The organism is Anaerovorax odorimutans (assembly GCF_024459955.1).
In the GTDB taxonomy this organism is placed as follows: Bacteria; Bacillota; Clostridia; order Peptostreptococcales; family Anaerovoracaceae; genus Hominibacterium; species Hominibacterium odorimutans_A.
The window spans coordinates 74,344-97,532 of the sequence record NZ_JANFXK010000003.1 but is presented as its reverse complement, the minus strand read 5'-3'; the positions used below and the strand labels follow the sequence as shown (position 1 = coordinate 97,532).

The 23,189-nt window shown below is 48.8% G+C and carries 27 protein-coding genes; all 27 read left to right on the top strand.

Annotated features, from left to right (window positions below; translation table 11 throughout):
• The 27 genes from leuS (at position 1) to NE619_RS03940 (ending at position 23,176) form a co-directional block, all read left to right on the top strand.
• Positions 1 to 2,466 (top strand): leucine--tRNA ligase, encoded by a 2,466-nt coding sequence (leuS, locus tag NE619_RS04070; protein WP_334304328.1) that lies wholly within the window; start codon positions 1 to 3, stop codon positions 2,464 to 2,466.
• Between the two features lie 51 nt (positions 2,467 to 2,517).
• A complete protein-coding gene (locus NE619_RS04065; protein WP_256131090.1) occupies positions 2,518 to 4,209 on the top strand; it encodes a ribonuclease J in 1,692 nt (563 codons plus the stop codon).
• 4 nt (positions 4,210 to 4,213) lie between these two features.
• A complete protein-coding gene (locus tag NE619_RS04060) occupies positions 4,214 to 4,576 on the top strand; it encodes a YlbF family regulator (RefSeq protein WP_256131089.1) in 363 nt (120 codons plus the stop codon).
• On the top strand, positions 4,557 to 5,255 hold the full coding sequence (locus NE619_RS04055; RefSeq protein WP_256131088.1) for a M24 family metallopeptidase: 699 nt from the start codon (positions 4,557 to 4,559) through the stop codon (positions 5,253 to 5,255). Before NE619_RS04060 ends, NE619_RS04055 begins: the two co-directional genes overlap by 20 nt.
• Positions 5,256 to 5,290: 35 nt before the next feature.
• Positions 5,291 to 5,851 (top strand): elongation factor P, encoded by a 561-nt coding sequence (gene efp, locus NE619_RS04050; protein ID WP_256131087.1) that lies wholly within the window; start codon positions 5,291 to 5,293, stop codon positions 5,849 to 5,851.
• A 145-nt stretch (positions 5,852 to 5,996) separates the two neighbouring features.
• Positions 5,997 to 7,070 (top strand): endolytic transglycosylase MltG, encoded by a 1,074-nt coding sequence (gene mltG / locus NE619_RS04045; RefSeq protein ID WP_256131086.1) that lies wholly within the window; start codon positions 5,997 to 5,999, stop codon positions 7,068 to 7,070.
• Positions 7,071 to 7,715 carry an O-methyltransferase gene (locus NE619_RS04040; RefSeq protein WP_256131085.1) on the top strand — a complete coding sequence of 215 codons (645 nt, stop codon included), beginning with the start codon at positions 7,071 to 7,073 and terminating at the stop codon, positions 7,713 to 7,715. It abuts the gene before it with no gap.
• A 1-nt stretch (position 7,716) separates the two neighbouring features.
• Positions 7,717 to 8,943, top strand: a complete 1,227-nt coding sequence (locus NE619_RS04035; protein WP_256131084.1) for a peptidase U32 family protein — start codon at positions 7,717 to 7,719, stop codon at positions 8,941 to 8,943.
• A 6-nt stretch (positions 8,944 to 8,949) separates the two neighbouring features.
• A complete protein-coding gene (locus NE619_RS04030; protein WP_256131083.1) occupies positions 8,950 to 10,365 on the top strand; it encodes a hemolysin family protein in 1,416 nt (471 codons plus the stop codon).
• A 69-nt stretch (positions 10,366 to 10,434) separates the two neighbouring features.
• Complete coding sequence (locus NE619_RS04025; RefSeq protein WP_256131082.1) at positions 10,435 to 11,046, top strand: HD domain-containing protein; 612 nt, start codon at positions 10,435 to 10,437, stop codon at positions 11,044 to 11,046.
• A gap of 125 nt (positions 11,047 to 11,171) precedes the next feature.
• Positions 11,172 to 11,744, top strand: coding sequence for an Atg14 domain-containing protein (locus tag NE619_RS04020; RefSeq protein ID WP_256131081.1), 573 nt, complete (start codon positions 11,172 to 11,174; stop codon positions 11,742 to 11,744).
• Between the two features lie 328 nt (positions 11,745 to 12,072).
• A complete protein-coding gene (gene spoIIIAA, locus NE619_RS04015; RefSeq protein WP_256131080.1) occupies positions 12,073 to 12,966 on the top strand; it encodes a stage III sporulation protein AA in 894 nt (297 codons plus the stop codon).
• Positions 12,959 to 13,477, top strand: coding sequence for a stage III sporulation protein AB (locus NE619_RS04010; protein WP_256131079.1), 519 nt, complete (start codon positions 12,959 to 12,961; stop codon positions 13,475 to 13,477). The genes spoIIIAA and NE619_RS04010 overlap by 8 nt, the downstream gene beginning before the upstream one ends.
• A 21-nt stretch (positions 13,478 to 13,498) precedes the next feature.
• Positions 13,499 to 13,696, top strand: a complete 198-nt coding sequence (gene spoIIIAC, locus NE619_RS04005) for a stage III sporulation protein AC (protein ID WP_256131078.1) — start codon at positions 13,499 to 13,501, stop codon at positions 13,694 to 13,696.
• Between the two features lie 21 nt (positions 13,697 to 13,717).
• Positions 13,718 to 14,092, top strand: a complete 375-nt coding sequence (locus NE619_RS04000) for a SpoIIIAC/SpoIIIAD family protein (protein ID WP_256131236.1) — start codon at positions 13,718 to 13,720, stop codon at positions 14,090 to 14,092.
• A gap of 13 nt (positions 14,093 to 14,105) precedes the next feature.
• Positions 14,106 to 15,200: a stage III sporulation protein AE gene (gene spoIIIAE, locus NE619_RS03995; protein ID WP_256131077.1), complete on the top strand. Its 1,095-nt coding sequence runs from the start codon at positions 14,106 to 14,108 to the stop codon at positions 15,198 to 15,200.
• Positions 15,191 to 15,358 carry a stage III sporulation protein AF gene (locus NE619_RS03990; RefSeq protein ID WP_227755173.1) on the top strand — a complete coding sequence of 56 codons (168 nt, stop codon included), beginning with the start codon at positions 15,191 to 15,193 and terminating at the stop codon, positions 15,356 to 15,358. Before spoIIIAE ends, NE619_RS03990 begins: the two co-directional genes overlap by 10 nt.
• A gap of 41 nt (positions 15,359 to 15,399) precedes the next feature.
• Positions 15,400 to 15,798 carry a hypothetical protein gene (locus tag NE619_RS03985; RefSeq protein ID WP_256131076.1) on the top strand — a complete coding sequence of 133 codons (399 nt, stop codon included), beginning with the start codon at positions 15,400 to 15,402 and terminating at the stop codon, positions 15,796 to 15,798.
• Positions 15,795 to 16,433 carry a SpoIIIAH-like family protein gene (locus NE619_RS03980; RefSeq protein WP_256131075.1) on the top strand — a complete coding sequence of 213 codons (639 nt, stop codon included), beginning with the start codon at positions 15,795 to 15,797 and terminating at the stop codon, positions 16,431 to 16,433. The genes NE619_RS03985 and NE619_RS03980 overlap by 4 nt, the downstream gene beginning before the upstream one ends.
• 51 nt (positions 16,434 to 16,484) lie before the next feature.
• Positions 16,485 to 16,862: an Asp23/Gls24 family envelope stress response protein gene (locus NE619_RS03975; RefSeq protein WP_256131074.1), complete on the top strand. Its 378-nt coding sequence runs from the start codon at positions 16,485 to 16,487 to the stop codon at positions 16,860 to 16,862.
• Positions 16,855 to 17,259 (top strand): transcription antitermination factor NusB, encoded by a 405-nt coding sequence (gene nusB, locus NE619_RS03970; protein WP_256131073.1) that lies wholly within the window; start codon positions 16,855 to 16,857, stop codon positions 17,257 to 17,259. Before NE619_RS03975 ends, nusB begins: the two co-directional genes overlap by 8 nt.
• A complete protein-coding gene (locus NE619_RS03965; protein ID WP_256131072.1) occupies positions 17,252 to 18,223 on the top strand; it encodes a hypothetical protein in 972 nt (323 codons plus the stop codon). The genes nusB and NE619_RS03965 overlap by 8 nt, the downstream gene beginning before the upstream one ends.
• Positions 18,214 to 19,437 carry an exodeoxyribonuclease VII large subunit gene (gene xseA, locus NE619_RS03960; RefSeq protein ID WP_256131071.1) on the top strand — a complete coding sequence of 408 codons (1,224 nt, stop codon included), beginning with the start codon at positions 18,214 to 18,216 and terminating at the stop codon, positions 19,435 to 19,437. The genes NE619_RS03965 and xseA overlap by 10 nt, the downstream gene beginning before the upstream one ends.
• Positions 19,424 to 19,621 carry an exodeoxyribonuclease VII small subunit gene (gene xseB / locus NE619_RS03955; RefSeq protein WP_256131070.1) on the top strand — a complete coding sequence of 66 codons (198 nt, stop codon included), beginning with the start codon at positions 19,424 to 19,426 and terminating at the stop codon, positions 19,619 to 19,621. The genes xseA and xseB overlap by 14 nt, the downstream gene beginning before the upstream one ends.
• A gap of 15 nt (positions 19,622 to 19,636) precedes the next feature.
• Entirely contained in the window at positions 19,637 to 20,533 is an 897-nt protein-coding gene (locus tag NE619_RS03950) for a polyprenyl synthetase family protein (protein ID WP_256131069.1), read from the top strand.
• 2 nt (positions 20,534 to 20,535) lie between these two features.
• The gene (dxs, locus tag NE619_RS03945) at positions 20,536 to 22,395 is read left to right on the top strand and encodes a 1-deoxy-D-xylulose-5-phosphate synthase (protein WP_256131068.1); all 1,860 of its coding nucleotides are present in this window, start codon (positions 20,536 to 20,538) and stop codon (positions 22,393 to 22,395) included.
• Complete coding sequence (locus NE619_RS03940; RefSeq protein ID WP_256131235.1) at positions 22,379 to 23,176, top strand: TlyA family RNA methyltransferase; 798 nt, start codon at positions 22,379 to 22,381, stop codon at positions 23,174 to 23,176. Before dxs ends, NE619_RS03940 begins: the two co-directional genes overlap by 17 nt.
• Positions 23,177 to 23,189: the final 13 nt, after the last annotated feature.

Sequence of the window (23,189 nt, the reverse complement as noted above, 5' to 3'; positions counted from 1 at the left end):
ATAGACAAATATAACTTTACGGAAATTGAAGCCAAATGGCAGAAAAAGTGGAAAGAAGCCGATGTTTTCAAAACGGTTGAGGACGAAAACAAGGAAAAATATTATGTTTTGGAAATGTTCCCCTACCCATCGGGAAAATTACATATGGGTCATGTGAGGAACTACTCCATCGGCGATGTCATTGCCAGATTCAAGACTATGAAAGGCTTCAATGTGCTCCACCCAATGGGATGGGATTCGTTCGGCCTGCCTGCGGAAAACGCGGCCATCAAGCATGGCGCGGCTCCCAGCGAGTGGACCTGGAATAATATTGACGAAATGCGCGACCAGCTGGCGGAACTGGGACTTTCCTACGATTGGGACAGAGAGGTAGCCACCTGCCATCCCGACTACTACAAGTGGATGCAGTGGATCTTTATCCAGTTCTACAAAAAAGGGCTGGCTTATAAAAAAGAAAATCCGGTCAACTGGTGCCCCAGCTGCCAGACCGTTTTGGCCAATGAACAGGTAGTTGACGGCAAGTGCGAACGCTGCGGCGCGGAAGTAGGGAAAAAGGAGCTGTCCCAGTGGTACTTCAAGATCACCGATTACGCGGATCGTCTGTTGGAAAACCTGGACAAGCTGCCGGGCTGGCCGGAAAAAGTAAAGATCATGCAGAAAAACTGGATCGGCAAGAGCATCGGCGCGGAAGTAACCTTTGATATTGAAGGGTTTGATAAAGGCCTGGACATCTTTACCACCAGACCGGATACCCTCTACGGCGTGACCTATATGGTACTGGCTCCGGAGCACCCGTATCTGAAAGAACTGGTGGCCGGCAGCGAGTACGAGCCTGCGGTAAACGCATATCTGGACCGGGTTCAGCATATGACAGATATTGAACGTACTTCTACCACTAATGAAAAGACGGGTGAGTTCATCGGCAGATACGCCATCAATCCGGTCAACGGTAAAAAGGTGCCAATCTATATCTCCGACTATGTCCTGATGGATTACGGTACCGGCGCCATTATGGCCGTACCGGCTCACGACCAGCGAGACTTTGAATTCGCTACAAAATTTGGCCTGGACATCATTCCGGTCGTTGATACCGATGATCCGGACATTGACGTTTACAACCTCAAGGAAGCTTTTGCCGCCGAAGGTAATATGATCAATTCGGAAATGTTCACAGGCATGAACAATAAGGAAGCCATCGTTAAGATCATCGACTATCTGGAAGAAAAGGGCATCGGCAAAAAGTCGATCAACTACAGACTCCGTGACTGGCTCATTTCCAGGCAGAGATACTGGGGTACGCCGATTCCGATGATCTACTGCGACGAGTGCGGCTGGGTGCCGGAAAAGGAAGAAAACCTGCCGGTAATGCTGCCGACGGATGTGGAATTTACCGGTAAGGGCGAGTCGCCGCTTACCACCAGCAAGACCTTTGCCAAGGCTGTCTGCCCGAAATGCGGCAAGCCGGCCAGAAGGGAAATGGATACCATGGATACCTTCCTGGATTCATCCTGGTATTTCCTGCGTTATTGCGACGCGCAGAACAAAGAGGAAGCGTTCAATCTGGACAAAGTAAAATACTGGATGAGCGTGGACCAGTACATCGGCGGTGTGGAACATGCGATCCTTCACTTGATGTACGCGAGATTCTTCCAGATGGCTCTCTATGACCTGGGACTTGTGAATACGGACGAACCGTTCACCAATCTGCTGACCCAGGGCATGGTTATTAAGGATGGCAAGAAAATGTCCAAATCCATCGGAAACGTGGTAAGTCCTGCTGAAATCATTGAAAAATACGGCGCCGATACGGCCAGACTCTTTATCCTCTTCGCGGCTCCGCCGGAAAGAGAGCTGGACTGGTCCGATAAAGGCGTAGAAGGAAGCTATCGTTTCCTCAATCGTGTTCACAGGCTGGTCTATGAATTTTCGGAGAAATATAAGGATGTTCCCGAAAGCTATGAGCTGAAAAACAAGGCGGATAAGGAACTGGCCTACGCAATGAACTATACCATCAAGAAGGTTTCCGATGACGTGGGCGGAAGGTTTAACTTCAATACCGCCATCAGTTCCGTTATGGAATTGGTAAATGAGATGTACAAGTATAAAGAAGGCGATGTGAATCCGGGTCTTTTCGGAGCGGCAGTGAAAAACCTGGTATTGGTGCTGTCCCCGTTCACTCCGCATATCTGTGAAGAAATGTGGGAGCACCTGGGACATGATTCCTTTATTTATAAAGAGCCGTGGCCGGTTTGCGATGAGAGCGCACTGGTGAAGGACACGGTAGAAGTAGTAGTTCAGATCAACGGAAAAGTAAAAGAAAAAATGGACGTACCGGCAAATCTGAACAGAGACGAACTGGAAAAGCTGGCAATGGAAAACGAAAAAGTACAAAAGCTGACAAGCGGCAAGAACGTTGCGAAAGTAATCGCAGTGCCGAACAAGCTTGTCAACATCGTTGTAAAATAGGTTTTCTCAGCTTTTCGGAAGAAAGAGAAAGAAAAGAGAGAACGGAAATTTATGAAAACAAAACAACAGAATACGAATAACAACAAGGGTGGAGCAACCTTAAAAATCATCCCTCTGGGCGGCCTGAACGAGATCGGAAAAAATATGACTGCCATCGAATACAAGGATGAGATTTTGGTAATTGACTGCGGACTGTCCTTTCCGGACGACGACATGTTCGGAATCGACATGGTCATTCCGGATTTTTCCTACCTGACCCAGAACCGCAAGAAGATCAAAGGAATTGTCATCACCCACGGCCACGAGGATCATATCGGCGCGGTCCCTTATCTCCTCAAAGTGCTCAACGTACCCATCTACGGAACCAGATTTCCGCTGGGACTGATTCAGAACAAGCTGAAGGAGCATGGGCTGAAGGGCAGACTCCACCCCATCAAGGCGGGGCAGAAATTCAAGCTGGGCGTCTTTGAAGTGGAAACGCTGCGGATTACCCACTCCATCGTGGACTCCATCTGTCTGTCCATCAATACGCCGGCGGGACGGATCTTCCATACGGGTGACTTTAAGATCGACTATACACCGGTGGACGGAGAGCCGCTCAACTTTGCCAGGCTTGCGGAGCTGGGCTCCAAAGGCGTGCTTTTGATGATGGCTGACAGCACCAATGCCACCAGGCCGGGCTATACGGCTTCTGAAAAAGTGGTGGGTCACGCGCTGGAAGATATCTTCCGCCGCTCCCAGAGCAGAATCCTCATTGCCACCTTCTCGTCCAATGTGCACCGGCTGCAGAAGATCATCGATATTGCCGTGATGTGCAAGCGGAAAGTTGCGGTTTCCGGCCGAAGCATGGTCAACGTGGTGGCGCTGGCGCAGGAGCTGGGCTATATCAAGATTCCCGCCAATGTGCTGGTGGACATCAATAAAATCAGAAACATCCCCGACAAGGAGCTGGTAATCATCACCACCGGAAGCCAGGGAGAACCCATGTCAGCATTGTCCCGAATGGCGACCAACGATCACAAAGCGGTCAAGATTAAAAAGGGCGATATGGTCATTCTTTCCTCCACTCCGGTACCGGGAAACGAAAAGACCGTTTCCAACGTGGTCAACAAGCTGTTTGAAAAGGGCGCGGAGGTGATCTATTCGGACATCGCCGATATTCACGTTTCCGGCCATGCCTGTCAGGAAGAGCTGAAGCTGATGCACTCCCTGATCCGGCCTAAATACTTTATGCCGGTTCACGGCGAATACCGTCATCTGAAAAAACATTCGGAAATCGCCCAGTCCCTGGGTATGCCGGAAAACCGGGTCTTTATCCTGGGCAACGGTGATGAATTGGATGTGAACAAACGGCAGGCAAAGATTATACGCGGCGTTACGGAAGCCGAAGGCGTTATGGTAGACGGCCTGGGCGTAGGAGATGTAGGCAATATCGTTCTGAGAGACAGACGACTGCTTTCCGAATCAGGACTGATTATCGTGGTCGCGGCCATTGACCGTGAAAACAACTGTGTGTCTTCGGGGCCGGATATTATTTCCCGCGGATTTGTCTATGTGCGTGAAAATGAAAAGCTCATTGATGATGCCTGCGATCTGGTGTCCAAGATTCTGGACCAGTGCTGCCAAAAGAACGTCCGCGATTGGAACGCTATGAAAACCGCAGTGCGGGATGGTCTGAGAAACTTTATTTACAATAAGACAATGAGAAATCCAGTAATTTTACCGATATTTTTGGAGGTATAAAGTGATGAATGTATACGATGAGGCCCACAAACTGACGCAGGCCATCAGAGAATCCGAAGAATATAAGCAGTATCAGGCCGCAAAGGAAAAAATTAAAGGAAATACCCAGCTGGAACAGACGCTGAAAGATTTTAAGGCAAAGCAGATTTCAGCTCAGGCAAAGCAGATGATGGAAGGGCAGCTGGATCAGGAGGCTATGACCCAGATCCAGCAGCTGTCCATGGTCCTGATGCAGGATCCGCTGGCAGCCGAATATCTCCAGTGCGAAATACGTTTTTCAATGATGATAAACGACGTATACCAGATCCTGTCGGAAGTGATTGATCTGGGAATGGGAGGTGCGCTCAGTGGGCAGCAAAATGATTAAGTCCGCGGACGAATTGTTGAAAATAATGAAAGCCGAGGCTATGGGGGATATTTGCTTTTCCCATATCCTCGAATTTATGAAGGTGGGCATGACCGAGCTGCAGGTGGCAGATGAAATCGAGCGGGTGCTGCTGGCGCTGGGGGCGGAAGGGCTGTCCTTCCCAACCATCTGCGTCTCCGGTACCAGGACCGAATTTCCCCACGGCGAGCCGACGGATAAGGTCATCATGGAGGGAGATCTGGTTACCATCGACATGGGAGCTGTGGTAGAAGGTTACTGCGGCGACATGACCAGAACCGTTGCCATGAACTATATCCGGGATGACCAGCAGGAAGTGTACGATATTGTCCTTCGCTCTCAGGAAGCGGGTCTTTCCGCTGTTAAGGCGGGAGTCAGGTGCTTTGACGTGGATAAGGTATGCCGGGACATCATAGCGGATGCCGGCTATGGAGAATATTACATCCATGGGACCGGACACGGCGTAGGCACCGAGGTCCATGAAGCTCCCACACTCAATACCAAAAGCGACGAGGTTTTGGCAGAATACATGCCGGTTACCATTGAACCGGGTATCTACATACCTGGAAATTTCGGAGTGCGTATTGAGGACTTGGCAATTGTTACAGACTTTGGTATAATAAATACAACTAGGTCTTGTAAAGAACTGATTATACTCTGATTAAAAATACAAATTTAAGAAAGGTCGAGAAATTTATGATTTATGCAGGCGATTTTAGAAAAGGTATCACATTTGAAATTAACGGCGAACCCCATGTCGTTTTGGACTTCCAGCACGTTAAGCCGGGAAAAGGCGCGGCTTTCGTAAGAACGAAGTACAGAAACATCCTCACAGGGGCAACAAGAGAGGAAGCTTTCAACCCCAACGACAAGTTCCCGAAAGCGCATATCGAGACTAAGACCATGCAGTACCTGTACAACGACGGGGACCTCTATTACTTCATGGACCCTGAGTCATATGAACAGATCCCTCTTCCTTTCGAGCAGGTAGAGGACGCAATGAAATACCTGAGAGAAAACGATGAAGCGACGATCAAGTTCTATAAAGGAAATGCCTTCCTTGTGGAAGCTCCCAACTTCGTCGATCTGAAAGTAGTCGAAACAGAGCCGGGCGTAAAGGGCGACACCGCCACTAACGTAACAAAGGCCGCTACAGTTGAAACCGGCGCGGTTGTGCACGTTCCTATTTTTATCGAAGAGGGTGAAATCATCCAGATCGATACCAGAACCGGAGAATATCTGGGAAGATCCAAATAGTGTATGAAGTCAGAGGGACGTTTTGGCGTCCCTTTCTGCGTATTATGGCTCCGGCCACGCATCGGCGAACAAGCGATAGAAGGCCGCGGCATCCGCATTTTTATGAATATTATCAGTAACTGTTGCAGAAATGAGGACAAACTATATGAAAAGGGCATATAAGGATACCAGAGGGAAATCAGGAATAAAGCTAGTGATTATATTGGCGGTTATCGTCTTAGTCCTGGCAGGGGGATTGTTTTTCTATGTACATGGCATATCGGCTACGGATCCGGGAAACAAGGATAAGGTGAGCATCACCATAGAGCCGGGAACCGGAACGCTGCAGATTCTCAATCAGCTTGATGAAGCCGGCTTAGTGCAGAACAAGCTGTGCGGAAAGATCTATGTAAAGCTTTCTTCGCCGGATAGCATCCAGGCCAATACCTATGTGCTCAGTAAAGATATGACTTTGACGGAGATTTTTTCCGCGATGAACAGCGGAGATCCTGCGTATACATCTCAGTCCAAGTTTACGATCATAGAGGGAGCCACGATCCCGCAGGCAGCGGAAGCCATTTCCAAGGAATCAGGACTTGCGGAGAAGGATATCCTGGATAAGTGGTCGGATAAAACGTATCTGAAAGCGCTTATCAAAAAATACTGGTTCCTGGCTGATGATATTTTAAATAAGGATCTGAAGTATCCGCTGGAGGGATATCTCTATCCGGAAACGTACTTTCTTTCGGAAAAGGACCCGGACATTGAAAAGATCACGGAAACCATGCTGAATAAGATGGGTAAAGAGTTGACTCCGATCAAGGAAGATATTAAATCCAAGCTCAACATGTCCGTTCACCAGTTCCTGTCATTTGCTTCCGTTGTGGAGAGGGAATCGCTCTTTGAAGCGGACCGCCCGAAGATCGCAGGCGTATTTAAAAACCGTCTCGATAAAAACATGGCGCTGCAGAGCGATATCACGGTGCTGTATGCTCTGGACAGAACCGGGGTAAAGGTTTCCATCAAGGAAACACAGGTGGATTCCAAATACAACACCTATAAAAATAAAGGTCTCCCAGTAGGCCCAATCTGCGCGGTTCCGAGAAGCACCATGGACGACTGCCTCAATTATGAGCCCAGCGACTACTTGTTCTTCTTTGCGACAAAGGACGGAAAGGTACTCTATTCAAAGACTTACGCAGAACATCAGAAAATTGTTAAGGAAAATAAATGGTATTAAATGAACATTACAAACGATAAAGTTACAGCCTATATTGACGGACTGTACCATCCTTTAAACGAGCAGCTGGCAGCGCTGAGAGAGGAAGCGGAGAAAGCGGGCGTCCCCATCATTCTGCGGGATACGGAAACCTTTCTGCTGAATCTGCTGCGTATTAGAAAACCGCTGACAATTCTGGAGATCGGTACGGCAATCGGCTATTCTGCCGCCTGCATGGCAGTGACATGCCCATCCAGCCGCATCATCACCATTGAGGCCGATGCTCAGGCATGTATGGAGGCTCGGGAAAATCTGGAGAAGATGGGCCTGTCTGATCGGGTTGAGGTTTTGTACGGGCCGGGGCAGGTGGTTCTGGATCAGCTCTTGGGACCTTTTGATTTTGTTTTCATTGACGCTTCCAAAAGCCATTATCGGACATTCTGGGACAAAGCGGTTCCCCTGTGCTGTTCGGATGCGATGATCATATGCGATAATGTGCTTATGAAGGGGATGACGGTCTCTGAGGAATACGATCCGAGACAGAAGCACAAAACGCATATCCGTAATTTACGGGAATTTCTTACTTATATTACACAGACAAACTGTGCGGACACTTCCGTGCTGCCCATCGGCGACGGAGTTTCCTTCAGTGTATTGAGAGGATAAAATGGACAAACTAGAGTTACTTGCTCCGGCAGGAGACTTGGAAAAACTGAAAACAGCCGTGGACTACGGCGCCGATGCCGTTTATTTCGGCGGAGAGCTGTTCAGTCTGCGGGCAGGGGCGGGGAATCTTTCCATCGAACAGATGAGGGAGGGTATCGCTTATGCTCACGCCAGAGATGTGAAATGCTATCTGACCATCAACATCTTTGCCCACAATGAGGACATTCTTCCGCTGGAGGATTATTTGATTAAGATTAAATCTCTGGACATCGATGCTTTTATTGTGTCGGATCCGGGTATTATTCTCATGATCCGGGAGGTTATGCCGGACGCGGAGATTCATCTTTCCACCCAGGCCAATATGACCAATTACAAGACGGCTCAGTTCTGGATGGCGCAGGGAGTAAAGAGGATCGTGCTGGCCCGCGAACTGACTTTTTCCGAGATCGGCCAGCTGCGGGAAAAGCTTCCCGATTCCATGGAATTTGAAGCCTTTGTTCAGGGGGCCATGTGTATTTCATATTCCGGCAGATGCCTTTTGAGCAATTTTATGATCGAACGGGATGCCAACCGGGGACAGTGCGCCCATCCATGCAGATGGAAATACGCGCTGGTAGAGGAGCAGCGCCCCGGCGAATACTATCCGGTGGAAGAAGACGAACGGGGAACTTATATCCTCAATTCCCGCGATTTGTGCATGATCCGCCATATCCCTGAGCTGGTTCGCGCGGGCATCGCCTCCGCTAAGATCGAAGGCCGCATGAAAAGCAGCTTTTATGTTGCTACCATTGTCAGCGCCTATCGAAAAGCGATCGACGCTTACTATCAGGACCCGGAAAACTACATTTTCCGTGAGGAATGGATGGATGAACTGAAAAAAGTAAGCCACAGGGAATTTACCACAGGTTTTTATTTCAACCAGCCGACCAACAAAGATCAAAATTACCAGACCAGCGCCTATACGAGAGAATACACCTTTATCGGCGTGGTTAAAAGCTATGATCCCGCTACGTCAATGGCGGTGGTGGAACAGCGCAATAAAATGACAGTTGGCGAAGAAATTGAGGTTTTCGGTCCTTATACCGATTTTTTCAAACAAAAACTGGAGGTTCTGCTGGATGAAGAAGGCAATCCGATCGAATCGGCGCCTCATCCACAGCAGATTCTGAATATCAAAATGGAGCATCCGGTCCGTGAGAACTTTATGCTTCGAAAACGAAAGGAGTAAACAAGAATGTCAGGTTCTGACCCCGGGTCGCCCTTGGCGGTCCAATTTCTGTTTCTATTTGTATTAATCATAATCAACGCCTTTTTCGCTGCGGCGGAAATGGCAGTCGTATCTGTTAATAAGAACAAAATCAAGGTTCTTGCCCAGGAGGGAAACAAGCGGGCTCTTGCCGTGCAAAAGCTTCTGGATAATCCAAATGTATTTTTATCAACCATTCAGGTTGCGATCACCCTGGCTGGATTTCTGGCCAGCGCCTCGGCAGCGGTGGGGATGTCCGATGATTTGGGCACCTGGCTGACTGGCTTTGGACTTTCCAAAACAGTTGCCAACGACTTGGCGGTGGTTATCGTGACGATCATACTTTCCTATGTTACATTGGTGCTGGGAGAGCTTTTTCCCAAGCGGATCGCTCTGCAGCATTCGGAGCGGGTTGCCATGCTGGTGGTACGTCCCATCAACGCCATCGCCTGCATCTCCAAACCCTTTGTATGGTTTTTGTCGGCTTCGGTCAATGTGCTTCTGAGAATTGCCAGACAGCGGGTGGATATGGATGATGAAGAGTTTTCGGAAGACGAGGTTATGTCCATGCTGGAAGTCGGCCAGGAGAGCGGCGTGCTCAAAGAGGAAGGCAAGAAGATGATCAATAGTATCTTTGCCTTTGACGATAAGCTGGCTTACGAGGTCATGACGCCCCGTACAGAGGTGTTTTCCATTGATATCAACGACCCTACGGAGGAATACATCGACGAGCTGATGGAGCTGCGTTATTCCCGAATTCCAGTTTATGACGATGACAGCGATAAGATTATCGGTATCCTCAACATTAAGGACTATCTCATTAAGGCCAGGGATACCGGCTTTGAAAATGTGGATATCGCAGCCATTCTCCGAAAACCGTATTTCGTACCTGAAACGAAAAACATCGATTCTCTTTTCTTTGAGCTGCAGAAAACCAAGCAGCAGATCGCAATTCTCATTGACGAATACGGCGGTTTCTCCGGTATTGTTACCATGGAGGATATCATCGAGGAAGTCATGGGAGATATCGACGACGAATACGATGAGGAAGAACCTGAAATTGAAAAGATCGACGAGAACACCTATATGCTCGAAGGCTCCACGGATTTGGATGACATCAATGAAGAACTGGAAATCAATCTGGAGTCGGAAAACAGCGAAACCATCGGTGGCTTTATCATAGATATGCTGGGAGAGATTCCCGATGAAGATGAAGATGAAGACCGTATCATTGAGTTTGAAAACTATATCTTTAAGATTGAATCTGTAAAGGATCGAAGGATTGAAAAAGTCAAGCTCTATATCATGCCGGAAAAGGAAAAAGAAGATCCTGATGAGAAAGAGGCGGATGAAAAAGAATCCCGCCGGGAAAAACGCGGAAAAGAAAAGGATACGGAAAAATAACGGATCGGCGTATGCGCTGTCAGCATACGCCGTTTTCACTTTTATACGGGGAAGAGGAGAATCACCAATATGCAGGACAAAAAATTGAAAGAGCAGGACCGATTGGAAAAGCAGTTTGCTTTTATCAGAGAGATTGACAAAGAAAAGATGATCAGCCGCAGGACCTATGTTTCCAGCGGAAAGCGAATGGAAAACGATGCTGAACACGCATGGCACATGGCCATCATGACGCTTCTCTTAAGCGAGTACGCCAACGAATCCATCGATGTTTTGAAAACAGTAACCATGCTGCTGATCCATGATTTAGTGGAAATCGATGCCGGCGATACCTATGCCTATGATGAGGCGGGCAGGGCTACCCAACGCCAGAGGGAGGAGAAAGCGGCAGAAAGAATCTTCGGCCTGCTTCCTGAAGACCAGGGAAAAAAGCTGCGGGCTCTGTGGGAAGAATTCGAGGAGGGTGAAACTCCGGAAGCCAAATTTGCCCATACAATGGATAATGTTCAGCCGGTCATGCTGAACGCAGAAACCGACGGAAAAGCCTGGGCGGAAGGAAAAGTGCGGCTTTCACAAATCCTCAGGCGCAACGGCAGAACCGCGGAGGGCTCGGAAAAGCTGTGGGACTATTCGCTGAACAACTTTATCTTGCCCAACGTGGAAAAAGGCCGGATCAAAGAGTAACTTCAATACGGCTGTCGCTTGAGTAATTATATGTATTTAATTACAAATATTTACAAATATATGCTTGAGTTTCTTCTTTTTCTATGCTAAAATAAACGAAATAATTGAAGAAAGGAGGAAATCCAATGGACAAAGAATTGAAGGATATGCTGACTCTGATCTACGAAGAGATCAAAGAATTGAAGGTCAGGGTTACTAATCTGGAGTCATCGGTCATAATGCTGGATGGAAAAATTTCAACATTGAGGGAAGATATGAACAAGCAGATATCCTGCCTGCGAAGCGAACTCAATGAGACGAGAGAGACCTTGAGAGGCGAAATCAAGGCAACCGCAGAGACCTTGAGAGGCGAGATCAAGGCAACCGCAGAGACCTTGAGAGGCGAAATCAAGGAATCAGAAGAAACCCTGAGAAGTGAAATCAAGGCAACAGCGGAGACTTTGAGAAGTGAAATCAGGGAATCAGAAGAAACCCTGAGAAGTGAGATTAAAGAAACCGCAGAGACCTTGAGAGGCGAGATCGAAGAAAAAACAGATGCGTTGAGAGCAGATCTTGAAAAACGGACCAAGTCGCTGAACCAGCAGGCACAACAGAATTTCGAAGCCCTGGAAGGCGATCTGGGTGATGCCATGGACTGGGCCAAGCATCTTCAGAACAAAAAAGTTGACAAAGAAGCATTGAAACAGGCGGCCGTATAAATGGCAAATAAGGCCTGACATGCCAGCTGTCGCCGGGTGGGACCGGCATACCCATGACAGCAGAATTTTTAAAAGGACCCCCTTTTAAGCAAGCATTGCAGATATCTTATCTGTAGATGGTTGCTTTTTTTATTGGATAGGAAATATCGTCTTTGGCGATGTTGACGAAGTTTCAAAGAACGTACATTGCAAAGCGTCGCCCTTTGCGGATATACAGCTCTGTGCGGCGCATTTGAAGATTACTAACAGAAAACTGCGATAAAAAATCTGTAATAAAACCTTGTCCCAGGAATATGATGTATAAACAAAAGGGAAAAGGGGTGTTGTAATGAACAACTTGGAACAGATTTTAAATAAACTTCCGGATAACATCAGGGGACCTGTCATGGATCTGCCTGAAACGATTTTAAACAATTTGGAGGAAATCAGAATTAAAGCGGAAAACGATATCCGGGTTCTGGCGAAGAATCAGGAAATTGTAGTGGCTTTGAAAAAGAACGCGCTTGTTACCAGAGATGATCTGGATACGATTTTAAATAATCTGCTGAATTATTCCTATTACGCTTATGAAGAAGAACTGGCAAAAGGTTACATAACCATAGAAGGCGGGCACAGGGTCGGAGTCTGCGGCAGAGCCGTTTTGGACAAGGGAAAGGTATGCCTGATTAAGGAGATATCTTCTCTCAACATAAGGCGCAGCAGGGAGATCATCGGCGTGGCAGATCGGGTGATCCCTCATATTCTGGACAAGGATACCGGCCGGCTCGCCAACACCTTGATTGTTTCGCCGCCGAAATGCGGAAAAACCACATTGCTCCGCGATATCGTCCGTGTCCTCAGCTATAAGGGCTATAAGGTGGGTCTGTGCGATGAGCGCTCGGAAATCGCGGGTTCCTATCTGGGAAAACCTTCCTATGATCTGGGGCCAAGGACCGATGTGCTGGACGCTTGTCCGAAAGCAGAAGGCATGACAATGCTGATCCGGGCCATGTCACCGGATGTTGTCGTTACAGATGAGATTGGCCGTACTGAGGATATCGCTGCCATTGAAACAGCCATATGCGCAGGGGTCAATATTCTGACAACGATCCATGGCAAAAGCTACGACGATGTGATCGCTTCCAATATCGGGCCGCTGGCAGCTAAAGGTGTGTTTTCAAGGCTTGTGTTTCTCACCAATGATCCCCGGACGGGAACCATCGAAGAGGTGCTCCATGCTTAAAGGAATTCTCTGCCTGGTGATGGTATTTGCCTGCGGCGGTCTGGGGCTCTTAAAGGCGCAGACCTTCAGCGCCAGGCTGGAGGATCTCATGGATCTGAAAGACATGATCCGCATTCTGCAGACAGAGATGAGCTACCGCAAGGACCCGCTCCCCAGCGCCTTTGCCCGCATTGCGGCATACAAGGACAACCGGGCCATGGACCTTCTGCAGCAATGCAGCGACTCTATGAAAGAGAGCCTGGATCTCATGCAGTGCTGGGAAAAGGCCGTGGAAACCGCTTACCAAAAGAGCGGCAGCTGTCTGAACAATGAGGACCTGATTATTCTCAAAGATCTGGGTCTGCAGCTGGGAAAAAGCGACATAAAAGGACAGGCCGCCATGTTTTCCCTTACCGAAGCAAAGCTGGAGAATCAGATCAGGCAGGCCGAAAAAGAGAAGGAAAGCAAAGGAAAGATGTACAAAGGCCTGGGCTTTTCCATCGGCATTGTGATTGCGATTATTTTAATATAACAGCGAAACAGGAGACAAAAAATGACGGACATTGATATTATCTTTAAAATTGCGGCAATTGGTATTGCCATAGCCGTACTCAATCAAATACTGATTCGGGCGGGCAGGGAAGAGCAGGCCATGATGACTACCCTGGCGGGAATCGTCATCGTGCTCTTCCTCATCGTCCAAATGATCAGCGAATTCTTTGACACAGTCAAGACGTTATTTCAGTTTTAGGAGGGACAGCCTGTGGAAATCATGAAAATCGTTGCCATCGCCATAGGCGGAGTCATCATGGCGGCCATTGTAAAGAGCTTTAAGCCGGAGCTTTCCATTTACGTGGTTCTGGCCACCGTAATCATCATCTTTCTCATGGCGCTGGACAAACTGACTGCGGTTTTCCAATTCCTCAGCACCGTATACGGAGAAATGACCTACGGCAAGAATTTTTTCCCAATCATCATTAAAGTTCTGGTAGTTGCTTATCTGGCCGACTTTACGGCCCAGCTTTGCAAGGACGCCGGGGAAGGCGCCATTGCCGGCAAGGTGGAACTGGCAGGAAAAATCGTTATTTTTTACTTATCCATGCCGATCCTCCTGGCTATCCTGGAGCTGATCAATTCTGTGCTGTAAGGGGGGATGACAGTTGGACTACGATTCGATCTTACAGGAACAGATGGACAAACTGGATCTTTCCGAGCTGGAACAGATCATGGACGACGCTGCCAAACAAAGCAACGGAATTTTTTCTTCCATTTCCACGGATGATATTGTGCAGAGCTTCATAGACGGCAAGCCGCTCTTTGATTCGGAAGTCATCATGCACAACCTGCTGGACGTTTTTCTATATGAGATAAAGGCAGGTTTAATACTCGGCGTGGAGATCATCAGCATCTGCATTGTAATGGGGCTTTTGAAAAACTTTTCCAACTCCTTTGGCGATAAACCGGTGTCCACACTGGGCACGGTGGTCTGCAGCTGCCTGGTAATCACCCTTTGTCTGAAAAACTTCATGACAACTTACGACGCCTGCCTGGACACCCTGAATATCATGACCAGGACCATGCAGATTCTGCTTCCGATTATGATACCGCTGCTCATTGCCATGGGCGGGTTTTCATCGGGAGGAGTCCTTAATCCGGTCATTGTAGGTGCGATCACAGCATTTAATACGGCTCTGCAGAAATTTATCCTGCCCATACTGTTCGTTTCCAGTATATTCATCTTAATCAACAGTCTGACGGAGAAGGATTATGTCAGCAGACTGGCGGTGTTTCTCCGTAAGGCAGCCGTGTTCTTTACCGGGCTGGCCGTGACAATCTTTGCCGGCCTGACTGCTATACAGGGGCTGGTCACAAAGACAGCCGACGGACTTCTGGCCAATACAGCCCGTTATTCGGTGGATAATTTTGTGCCTATCGTGGGAGGCTTTGCGGCTGATTCCATTGACATGGTTCTCAGCTGCGTGGCAGTGATAAAAAACGGCATCGGGGTTCTGGGCATCATCATCATTCTCTGCCTGTTGACCGTACCGGTCATTAAAATTCTGGCCATTGCTGTGATCTACAAGATTACTTCAATCCTGGTAGGTCCCATCGGCAGCAAACAAATCGCAGGCAGTCTGGATGAAATGGGCAGCGCGGTAATCACCATGGCGGTGATTTTATTCCTGTGCGCCCTGATGTTTCTGATCTTTCTAACCATTATTATCGGCATCGGAGGGGGTACGCTATGGAAATGATGAAAGAATGGGTAAAAAATATTTTTATTCTCATATTGGCTCTCACCTTTATCGAAATGCTTTTGCCCACCTCCAGAATGGAAAAATACATCAAGTTTATTTTTTCCCTGGTGGTGATGGCCACCATATTGTCGCCGCTTTTGATTTTACTGGAATAAGCGGCGGCAGAAGAAATATACATATAAGGAGAGTGATCACAATGCTAGAAAAACTGAAAAAAGATCCCAAAATGAAGGATCTGGCAATTAAGATCATCGCCGTACTCATCATCCTGTCCATAGCGCTGCTTTCTTTTGACGTATTTACGCAAAACAAAGACGGGCGAAAACAGATCATTGATGACGACGGCGGCACAGAGGCCCAGCTTTGCAGCATTCTTACCGATATCAAGGGGGTTGGAGATGTGGATGTCATGCTGCAGTACAATGAAAAGGATCAGATCTCAGGTGTCATCGTAACCGCGCAGGGGGCCGATGATCCCATCGTGAGAAACAATCTGGTCAATGCGGTGCGGGCCGTTTTCAACATACCGGTATCCAGCGTCATGGTCTTTGAAAAAGACAGCACAACCAAAAAGGATGGAGGAAATCAATCATGAAAAAACACAACTTGTGGGAAAAGATAAAAAAACACAGAAAGCTAATCAGCGGAGCACTGGTGGTAGCCCTGTGCCTGGGAATCGTCGGCGCCATTGGAGGCGTATTCCCTTCTCCGAAGGCAGCGCAGAGCAATCAGGATATTCCTGAGCATGACGGCGACGTCCTTGTGGACAGTATCAATGTGAAAAATGAAACCGAAACGTCCGCGAAAGAGAGCAAGAAGGAAACGAAGGCTTCCAAAGAAAGCGAACTGGTCACCTCCGACGATGTCAGCGATCTGGAGAATACGGATACTTATTTTGAAGAAATGCGCGCTACCATCAACATGGACAGAAATCAAGTGATCTCCATGCTGACCGATGCGGAGACCACGGCCGAAAACAGCTCGGAAAAAGAAAGCGCCACGCAGCAGAAGCTGAAACTGCTCAAATATATGGAGCAGGAGCAGAACGCGGAAAACGCCATTAAAACAAAAAATCTGCCGGAATGTCTGGTGCTGATTACCGACAGCGGGGTCAACGTTACGGTCAACAAACAAGACCTGAATCAGTCCGATGTAGCGAAGATCTGCGATGTAATTATGAGAGAGACAGGGAGAAAAGCACCGGAGATCGTCATTCAAAGCAAGTTTTAAACATTGTAATCATGGGGTAAATTTGTTATAATAAATCCCGAGGTGAAATGAATGAATGTGGTAAATGAACAGAAGAGCGGCACCCTGAAAATCTCCGACGAAGTAATTGCTGTCTGTGCGGCAAACGCTGCTTTGAAGACAAAAGGCGTAGCGGAGCTGGCAGGAGGGCTGACCAATGCGCTTTCCAAAAATTTTCTGGGGAAAGAGCTGCTTTACAAAGGCGTCAAGGTTTCCCAGGGAGACGACGGCGTAATCATGGACATATTCGTCATTGTGGACTATCAGGTCAATATACCGGCCGTTGCGTGGGATATCCAGGAACATGTCAAAAAAGAAGTGGAATCCATGACGGAAATGACGGTAGAGGCTGTAAATATCAACGTGCAGGGAGTCCACATACCCGAGGAGGAGGCCCCAATACATGACTAGAACCGAAGCAAGAGAATTATTGATGCAGCTGCTGTTTCAGATGGAAATCCAGAACGATTACAGCGATGAAATAAAAAATAAATATATTGACGATCATTTTAAGAAGGATAATCAACTTCAATACGCTTTAAAGCTGTCCAGTACGGTCATCAGCCATCTTTCAGAAATTGATGCCACGCTGGGCAAGAGCAGCCCGAAGTGGAATACGCAGCGAATGGCCAAAGTGGATCTGGCTATCGCCAGGCTGGCCATAGGGGAAGTGCTCTATATGGAAGACATTCCTGACGCAGTGGCGATCAACGAGGCAGTGGATATGGCGAAAAAGTACAGTGCGGAAGACTCCAAAAAGTTCATTAACGGAGTACTGGGACAGATCGTGAAACAGAAAAATGATTAAGCGCAAAGATTGTGTGCTGGGGATCGATACCAGCAATTATAAGACTTCCGCGGCCGTTATCGATTCACAGGGAACGATCCTCTGCGATCTGCGCAAATTGTTAAAGGTAAAACAGGGCGAACGAGGGCTGAGACAGTCAGACGCCCTTTTTCAGCATGTAGAAAACCTGCCGGAGCTCCTGGAGGAGGCCCTTTCCGATGACCGGGCGCAGCGCATCGCCGCCGTAGCCTGTTCCGACCGGCCCAGACCCCAGGAAGGATCTTATATGCCGGTATTTAAAGCGGGCATGGGCTTTGGACAAGCTGTAGCAGCGGCTCTGCGGGTTCCCTACTATACCTTTTCCCATCAGGAGGGCCATATTCAGGCGATTCGATGGGGCTGCGGATTTGAGGAGCAAAAGCAGTTCCTGTGCTATCACCTTTCAGGCGGAACCTGTGAGCTTTTGAAAGTCAGCGATGCGGGAATTGAAATTATTGGCGGTTCCAAAGACATTTCTTTCGGACAGGTCATTGACCGGGTCGGTGTGAAACTGGGCATGAGATTTCCGGCCGGAGAAGAGATGGATCAGTGCGCCATGAGTGCGGAGAAGGCTTCAGCGTTTCTCAAAAAAATTCCTGCGGACGGACTTTATTTTAATCTGTCCGGTATTGAGACTCAGTGCGGAAGGCGTGCGGAAGATATGGGCGGGCAGGCTGCGGATGAGGGTATACAAGGAGCGTTAATCAGGGAACTCTTTGATAAAATCATTGCCATTCTCGCAGAAATCACACAAAAGGCCTGTGAAAAGACTTCCATAACTAATATTATGTTTACTGGAGGAGTTTCCGCGAGCCGCTATATCAGCGAAGGGCTGATCGAACATTTCAGAAATACAGAGATATCCATCGAATTCGGACAGCAGCGTCTGTCCCAGGATAATGCCGTGGGTATCGCACTTCTTGGGGGTAAAAATTTATGGCTATAAAACCGATTAAGGTTTCACAGCTTAACGGATACATCAAGCGGATCCTGCAGACGGACCCGCTCCTTGGCAATGTCTCCGTTGTGGGAGAAATATCCAATCTGAAATTTCATGGCTCCGGCCATGTGTACTTTTCTCTCAAAGACGAAAACAGCAGGCTCAATTGCTTTCTTCCCTGCGAACGGGCTGAAAAGTTGCGCTATGAGCTTTCCGAGGGCATGGAAGTCACAGCCAGCGGATATATCTATCTCTACGAAAGAGGCGGCAGCTATTCTCTGAACATCCGGGATATCGAAGTGGCCGGACTGGGCAATCTTTCCGTTGCCTTTGAAAAGCTCAAGGCAAAATTGGAAGCTGAGGGACTCTTTGATCCCGCCCATAAGAAGCCGATTCCCTTTTTCCCGGAAAAGGTCGCAGTCGTCACTTCGGAAACCGGGGCTGCTGTACGGGATATTTTAAAGATCATAAAAAGCAAGAATAATTATGTGGACGTACTGATTTACCCGGTATTGGTCCAGGGACCGGCAGCCGCCGGACAGATCGCCGAGGCCATCGACCAGATCAACCTCCGTTTCCCGGAAGTCGATACGATTATCGCAGGAAGAGGGGGCGGAGCCATGGAAGAACTATGGGCCTTCAACGAGGAAATCGTGGCCCGGAGTATCTATCGTTCGGAGATCCCTGTGATCTCAGCGGTAGGGCATGAAACGGACTTTACCATTGCCGACTTTGTGGCGGACAAAAGAGCGGAAACGCCTACTGCCGCGGCAAACATGGCTGTGCCGGATATCGGGGAATTAAAAGCTTACGTAAGGGATCTGAAAGAAAAGCTCACCGCTGCCGCCGATTCCTATGTCCGGTACCAGGAAATGCATTTGAAGAGCCTGGATCTGGCGGCCTTCAAAAGAGATCTGGAAAGTCGGGTCGTTATGGAACAGATGCGGATTGAAAACATCAGATCCGAGATGGGGAGCCGAATCTCCGCAATCGTTGAGCAGTTTGAAAAGGCGATGAAGCTTTACAAAGCCAATCTGGATTCCCTGAATCCGACAGCCATCATGAGCAGAGGATACGGCGCCGTACTGGACCGGGAACGCAGACTGATCGACTCATCGAAAAAACTGCGGGAGAAGGATCTTCTTACAGTGGTAATGAAGGATGGGGAAGCGGACTGCGAAGTGACACAGATAAGGAGGAACAGCCATGACGGAAATTGAAAAAAAACCGAGCTTTGAAGAAACGCTGGCAAAGCTGGAGCAAAGTTCGGAAAACCTGAAGGAAGAAAACATCACGCTGGAAGATGCCCTGAAAAATTTTGAGGAAGGGATTGCATATTATAAAGTCTGCAGCGAGATATTAAATAGTGCAAAACAAAAAATCGAAACATACTCGAAAGAGTAGAGGGAGGGATGGACCATGCCGGAATTAATAAGAAAAAGATACAAAGAACTGATTGAAGATCACATTCTGGATTTCCTGCCGGACATTGACCACAAGAGCATCACGCTCTATGAATCCATGAAATACAGTCTGTCCGCAGGAGGAAAGCGGATTCGGCCGATGCTTCTTTTGGCGGCAGCGGAATTTACCGGCTGCAAGCTGGAAGCCGCGATTCCCTATGCCTGCGCCGTAGAATACATGCACACTTACTCGCTGATCCACGATGATCTTCCGTCCATGGACGACGATCAGCTGCGCAGAGGTATTCCCACAAACCATATCATCTATGGTGAGGCCATGGCAACCCTTGCGGGTGACGGGCTGCAGTCCGCGGCCTTTGAAACTATGAATAAGGACATGCTTCTCTACTTTGATGATACGGACAAGCTGAAAAAACGCATCCGTGCCTCCTATGAGATTGCCAAAGGTTCCGGCTGCAGGGGAATGGTGGCCGGTCAGGTAGCGGATATTGAATCCGAGGATCGGGCGTGCTCCGGTGAAATGCTGGACTATATTCATTTGACGAAAACCGCGGCGCTGATCGTAGCCGCTGTCCGTGCGGGAGCACAGCTGGGGGGAGCCGATGCGGAAACCCTGAATAATCTGACGATCTATGCGGAAAACCTGGGTCTGGCATTCCAGATCGCAGACGATATTCTCGACGTAGTTGGAAGCGAGGAAGAAATGGGAAAGAAGGCCGGAGCAGATCTGGTAAAGAAAAAGTCCACTTACCCATCCCTCTACGGACTGGAGGCGTCCAAGGCGAAACTCATGGAGCTGACGAACAATGCCATTGAAGCGCTGTCCTCCTATTACGATAACGCGGAATTCTTTACGAAATTAGCAACAGACTTAGCAGTACGAGGCAAATAAGCATGAAAAAACTATTGGAGTATAATTTTCCTCAGGATCTAAAAGATATGACAGAAAACGAACTGGAACTTCTTTCTTATGAGATCCGGGATTTTTTAATCAGTAATATATCAAAGACAGGAGGCCATCTGGCCTCCAATCTGGGTGTGGTGGAACTTTCCATCGCTTTACATAGAGTCTTCAATACGCCGGAGGACAAGCTCATCTGGGATGTGGGACATCAGTCTTATGTTCACAAAATCCTCACCGGAAGGGCGGGAGGATTCGATACGCTCCGCAAATTCGGCGGAATGAGCGGATTCCCAAAAGTAAAAGAAAGTGAATACGATACCTTTGATACGGGTCACAGCAGCACGTCTATTTCGGTTGCCGCAGGAATGGCAGCGGCCAGGGATCTGGCGGGTGAGGATTACAAAATAGCCGCCATCATCGGCGACGGCGCTCTCACCGGAGGACTGGCCTACGAAGCGATGAACAACGTGGGCGTTTCCAAAACAAATCTGGTAGTCATCCTCAATGACAACGGCATGTCCATTGCTCCCAACACGGGGGGCGTGCCCAAATACCTGAGGAAACTGCGGGGTTCCCGAAAATATACGGATTTCAAAAAACGAATCAAAAAGAACGTTTCTGAAATTCCAGGTATCGGAAAAGGCGTTGTCGCCGGTATGCAGCACATGCGGGATTCTTTGAAATATGCCGTACTGGATGGCATCCTGTTTGAAGAGCTGGGATTTAAATATTTCGGTCCGGTGGACGGCCATGACATGGAGGATCTTATAGAAACCCTTTCCATGGCGAAGGAAGTCGAAGGTCCGGTTTTCGTCCATGTGATCACCAAAAAAGGCAAAGGATACAAGAGCGCGGAAGAAACACCGAGCAAATACCACGGCACAGGTCCCTTCGATCCCACTACGGGACGCCAGCACAAAAACGGCGGCAGCGCACCCTCCTATTCGGAGGTGTTCGGCAACAAGCTGACTGAGATGGCAAAGACCAACAAAAAAATCGTAGCCATAGGCGCGGCCATGCTGGAAGGCACCGGGCTTAAAGGCTTTAAAGTAAAATACCCGGCAAGGACGTTTGATGTGGGTATCGCGGAAGGCCATGCGGTGACCTTTGCCGCAGGAATGGCATCCGGCGGCTACCGGCCAGTGGTGGCCATCTACTCTACGTTCCTGCAGCGGGCTTACGATCAGATTTTGGAGGATGTCTGTCTGCAGAACCTGCCGGTAGTCTTTGCCATCGACCGGGCGGGAATCGTAGGCGCTGACGGAGAGACCCATCATGGTATGTTCGATCTTTCTTATCTGAGTCATATGCCCAATATGACCATTCTGGCCCCCGCAGACCGGGGCGAACTGGAAAATATGCTGGAATACGCCATGACTCTTTCCGGTCCGTGCGCCATTCGCTATCCAAGAGGTGAAGCTGCGGACCTGGGGTATGGGCAGCGGCCCATCGAAGGAAGCCTTGTCCTGGAAGAAGGCGGGGACGTGGAAATCTGGGCGGCGGGAAATATGCTTTCCGCGGGTTTTCTGGTACAGGAAGCGTTAAAAAAGAGAAATGTCGCTGCCGGACTGGTTAACGCCCGCATCGTCCGACCTCTGGATCAGGAGGCGATTTCCGCGTCGGCGGATCGGACCGGGCTTATCGTCACACTGGAAGACAATGTGATTACCGGAGGTTTTGGCGAGCATCTGGCGGCCGCTATGATGGAGTCGCCGGTAAAGGTCCTGAACTTCGGCTGGCCGGACAGCTTCATCGAGCATGGAAGCGTAGAACAGCTCTATGAGAAATACGGCCTGGACCCTGAAAGTATCGCGGAAAGGATTTGTGAGTATCTTGAAAAACAGGCTTGATGTAATTCTGGTGGACCGGGGACTGTTTCCATCCCGGGAACGGGCTAAGGCGGCCATCATGGCCGGAGTGGTCTATGTGGACGGACAAAAAGTGGATAAGGCCGGTACGTCCATAGATGAGCAGGCGCAGATCCACGTCAAAGAAAATCTCTGTCCCTATGTCAGCCGGGGCGGCCTGAAGCTGGAAAAGGCCCTGGCTGAATTCGATTTTGCCCTGGAGGACGCGGTATGCATGGATATTGGGGCTTCTACAGGGGGGTTTACGGACTGCATGCTGAAAAAGGGCGCTAAGAAGGTCTTTGCCGTTGATGTGGGGTATGGGCAGCTGGACTGGAAGCTGCGCAACGACGAACGAGTTGTCAATATGGAAAAAATCAACATCCGCTATCTGGACCCGTGCTCTGTGGACCCGGAGCTTGATTTTATCAGCATTGACGTTTCCTTTATATCCCTTAGGCTGGTTTTTCCGGTGGCAGCGGAATTATTGGGCGAAGAAGGCAGTCTGGTCTGTCTTGTCAAGCCTCAGTTCGAAGCAGGCCGGGAACAGGTGGGCAAAAAAGGGATCGTTCGCGACAGAAATGTCCATAGGGAAGTTATCGAAAATGTTATTTCCTACGGAAAGGACAATGGCCTTTATCCCCACGGACTGACGTTTTCCCCTGTTACAGGTGCCAAAGGCAATATCGAATATCTGCTTTATCTGAAAAAGCAGCCGGCCGATGAGGCCGGACGGGTCGATGTTGAGTCAATCGTCCTGAACTCTCACGCAGAGCTGGAATAAATATGATTTAGAG

Excerpts from the sequence above, each read along its gene's own strand:
- NE619_RS04065 (WP_256131090.1), top strand. The coding sequence starts at position 2,518 with ATGAAAACAAAACAACAGAATACGAATAACAACAAGGGTGGAGCAACC.
- NE619_RS04060 (WP_256131089.1), top strand. The coding sequence starts at position 4,214 with ATGAATGTATACGATGAGGCCCACAAACTGACGCAGGCCATCAGAGAA.
- efp (WP_256131087.1), top strand. The coding sequence starts at position 5,291 with ATGATTTATGCAGGCGATTTTAGAAAAGGTATCACATTTGAAATTAAC.
- mltG (WP_256131086.1), top strand. The coding sequence starts at position 5,997 with ATGAAAAGGGCATATAAGGATACCAGAGGGAAATCAGGAATAAAGCTA.
- NE619_RS04040 (WP_256131085.1), top strand. The coding sequence starts at position 7,071 with ATGAACATTACAAACGATAAAGTTACAGCCTATATTGACGGACTGTAC.
- NE619_RS04035 (WP_256131084.1), top strand. The coding sequence starts at position 7,717 with ATGGACAAACTAGAGTTACTTGCTCCGGCAGGAGACTTGGAAAAACTG.
- NE619_RS04030 (WP_256131083.1), top strand. The coding sequence starts at position 8,950 with ATGTCAGGTTCTGACCCCGGGTCGCCCTTGGCGGTCCAATTTCTGTTT.
- NE619_RS04025 (WP_256131082.1), top strand. The coding sequence starts at position 10,435 with ATGCAGGACAAAAAATTGAAAGAGCAGGACCGATTGGAAAAGCAGTTT.
- NE619_RS04020 (WP_256131081.1), top strand. The coding sequence starts at position 11,172 with ATGGACAAAGAATTGAAGGATATGCTGACTCTGATCTACGAAGAGATC.
- spoIIIAA (WP_256131080.1), top strand. The coding sequence starts at position 12,073 with ATGAACAACTTGGAACAGATTTTAAATAAACTTCCGGATAACATCAGG.
- NE619_RS04010 (WP_256131079.1), top strand. The coding sequence starts at position 12,959 with ATGCTTAAAGGAATTCTCTGCCTGGTGATGGTATTTGCCTGCGGCGGT.
- spoIIIAC (WP_256131078.1), top strand. The coding sequence starts at position 13,499 with ATGACGGACATTGATATTATCTTTAAAATTGCGGCAATTGGTATTGCC.
- NE619_RS04000 (WP_256131236.1), top strand. The coding sequence starts at position 13,718 with ATGAAAATCGTTGCCATCGCCATAGGCGGAGTCATCATGGCGGCCATT.
- NE619_RS03990 (WP_227755173.1), top strand. The coding sequence starts at position 15,191 with ATGGAAATGATGAAAGAATGGGTAAAAAATATTTTTATTCTCATATTG.
- NE619_RS03985 (WP_256131076.1), top strand. The coding sequence starts at position 15,400 with ATGCTAGAAAAACTGAAAAAAGATCCCAAAATGAAGGATCTGGCAATT.
- NE619_RS03980 (WP_256131075.1), top strand. The coding sequence starts at position 15,795 with ATGAAAAAACACAACTTGTGGGAAAAGATAAAAAAACACAGAAAGCTA.
- NE619_RS03975 (WP_256131074.1), top strand. The coding sequence starts at position 16,485 with ATGAATGTGGTAAATGAACAGAAGAGCGGCACCCTGAAAATCTCCGAC.
- nusB (WP_256131073.1), top strand. The coding sequence starts at position 16,855 with ATGACTAGAACCGAAGCAAGAGAATTATTGATGCAGCTGCTGTTTCAG.
- NE619_RS03965 (WP_256131072.1), top strand. The coding sequence starts at position 17,252 with ATGATTAAGCGCAAAGATTGTGTGCTGGGGATCGATACCAGCAATTAT.
- xseA (WP_256131071.1), top strand. The coding sequence starts at position 18,214 with ATGGCTATAAAACCGATTAAGGTTTCACAGCTTAACGGATACATCAAG.
- xseB (WP_256131070.1), top strand. The coding sequence starts at position 19,424 with ATGACGGAAATTGAAAAAAAACCGAGCTTTGAAGAAACGCTGGCAAAG.
- NE619_RS03950 (WP_256131069.1), top strand. The coding sequence starts at position 19,637 with ATGCCGGAATTAATAAGAAAAAGATACAAAGAACTGATTGAAGATCAC.
- dxs (WP_256131068.1), top strand. The coding sequence starts at position 20,536 with ATGAAAAAACTATTGGAGTATAATTTTCCTCAGGATCTAAAAGATATG.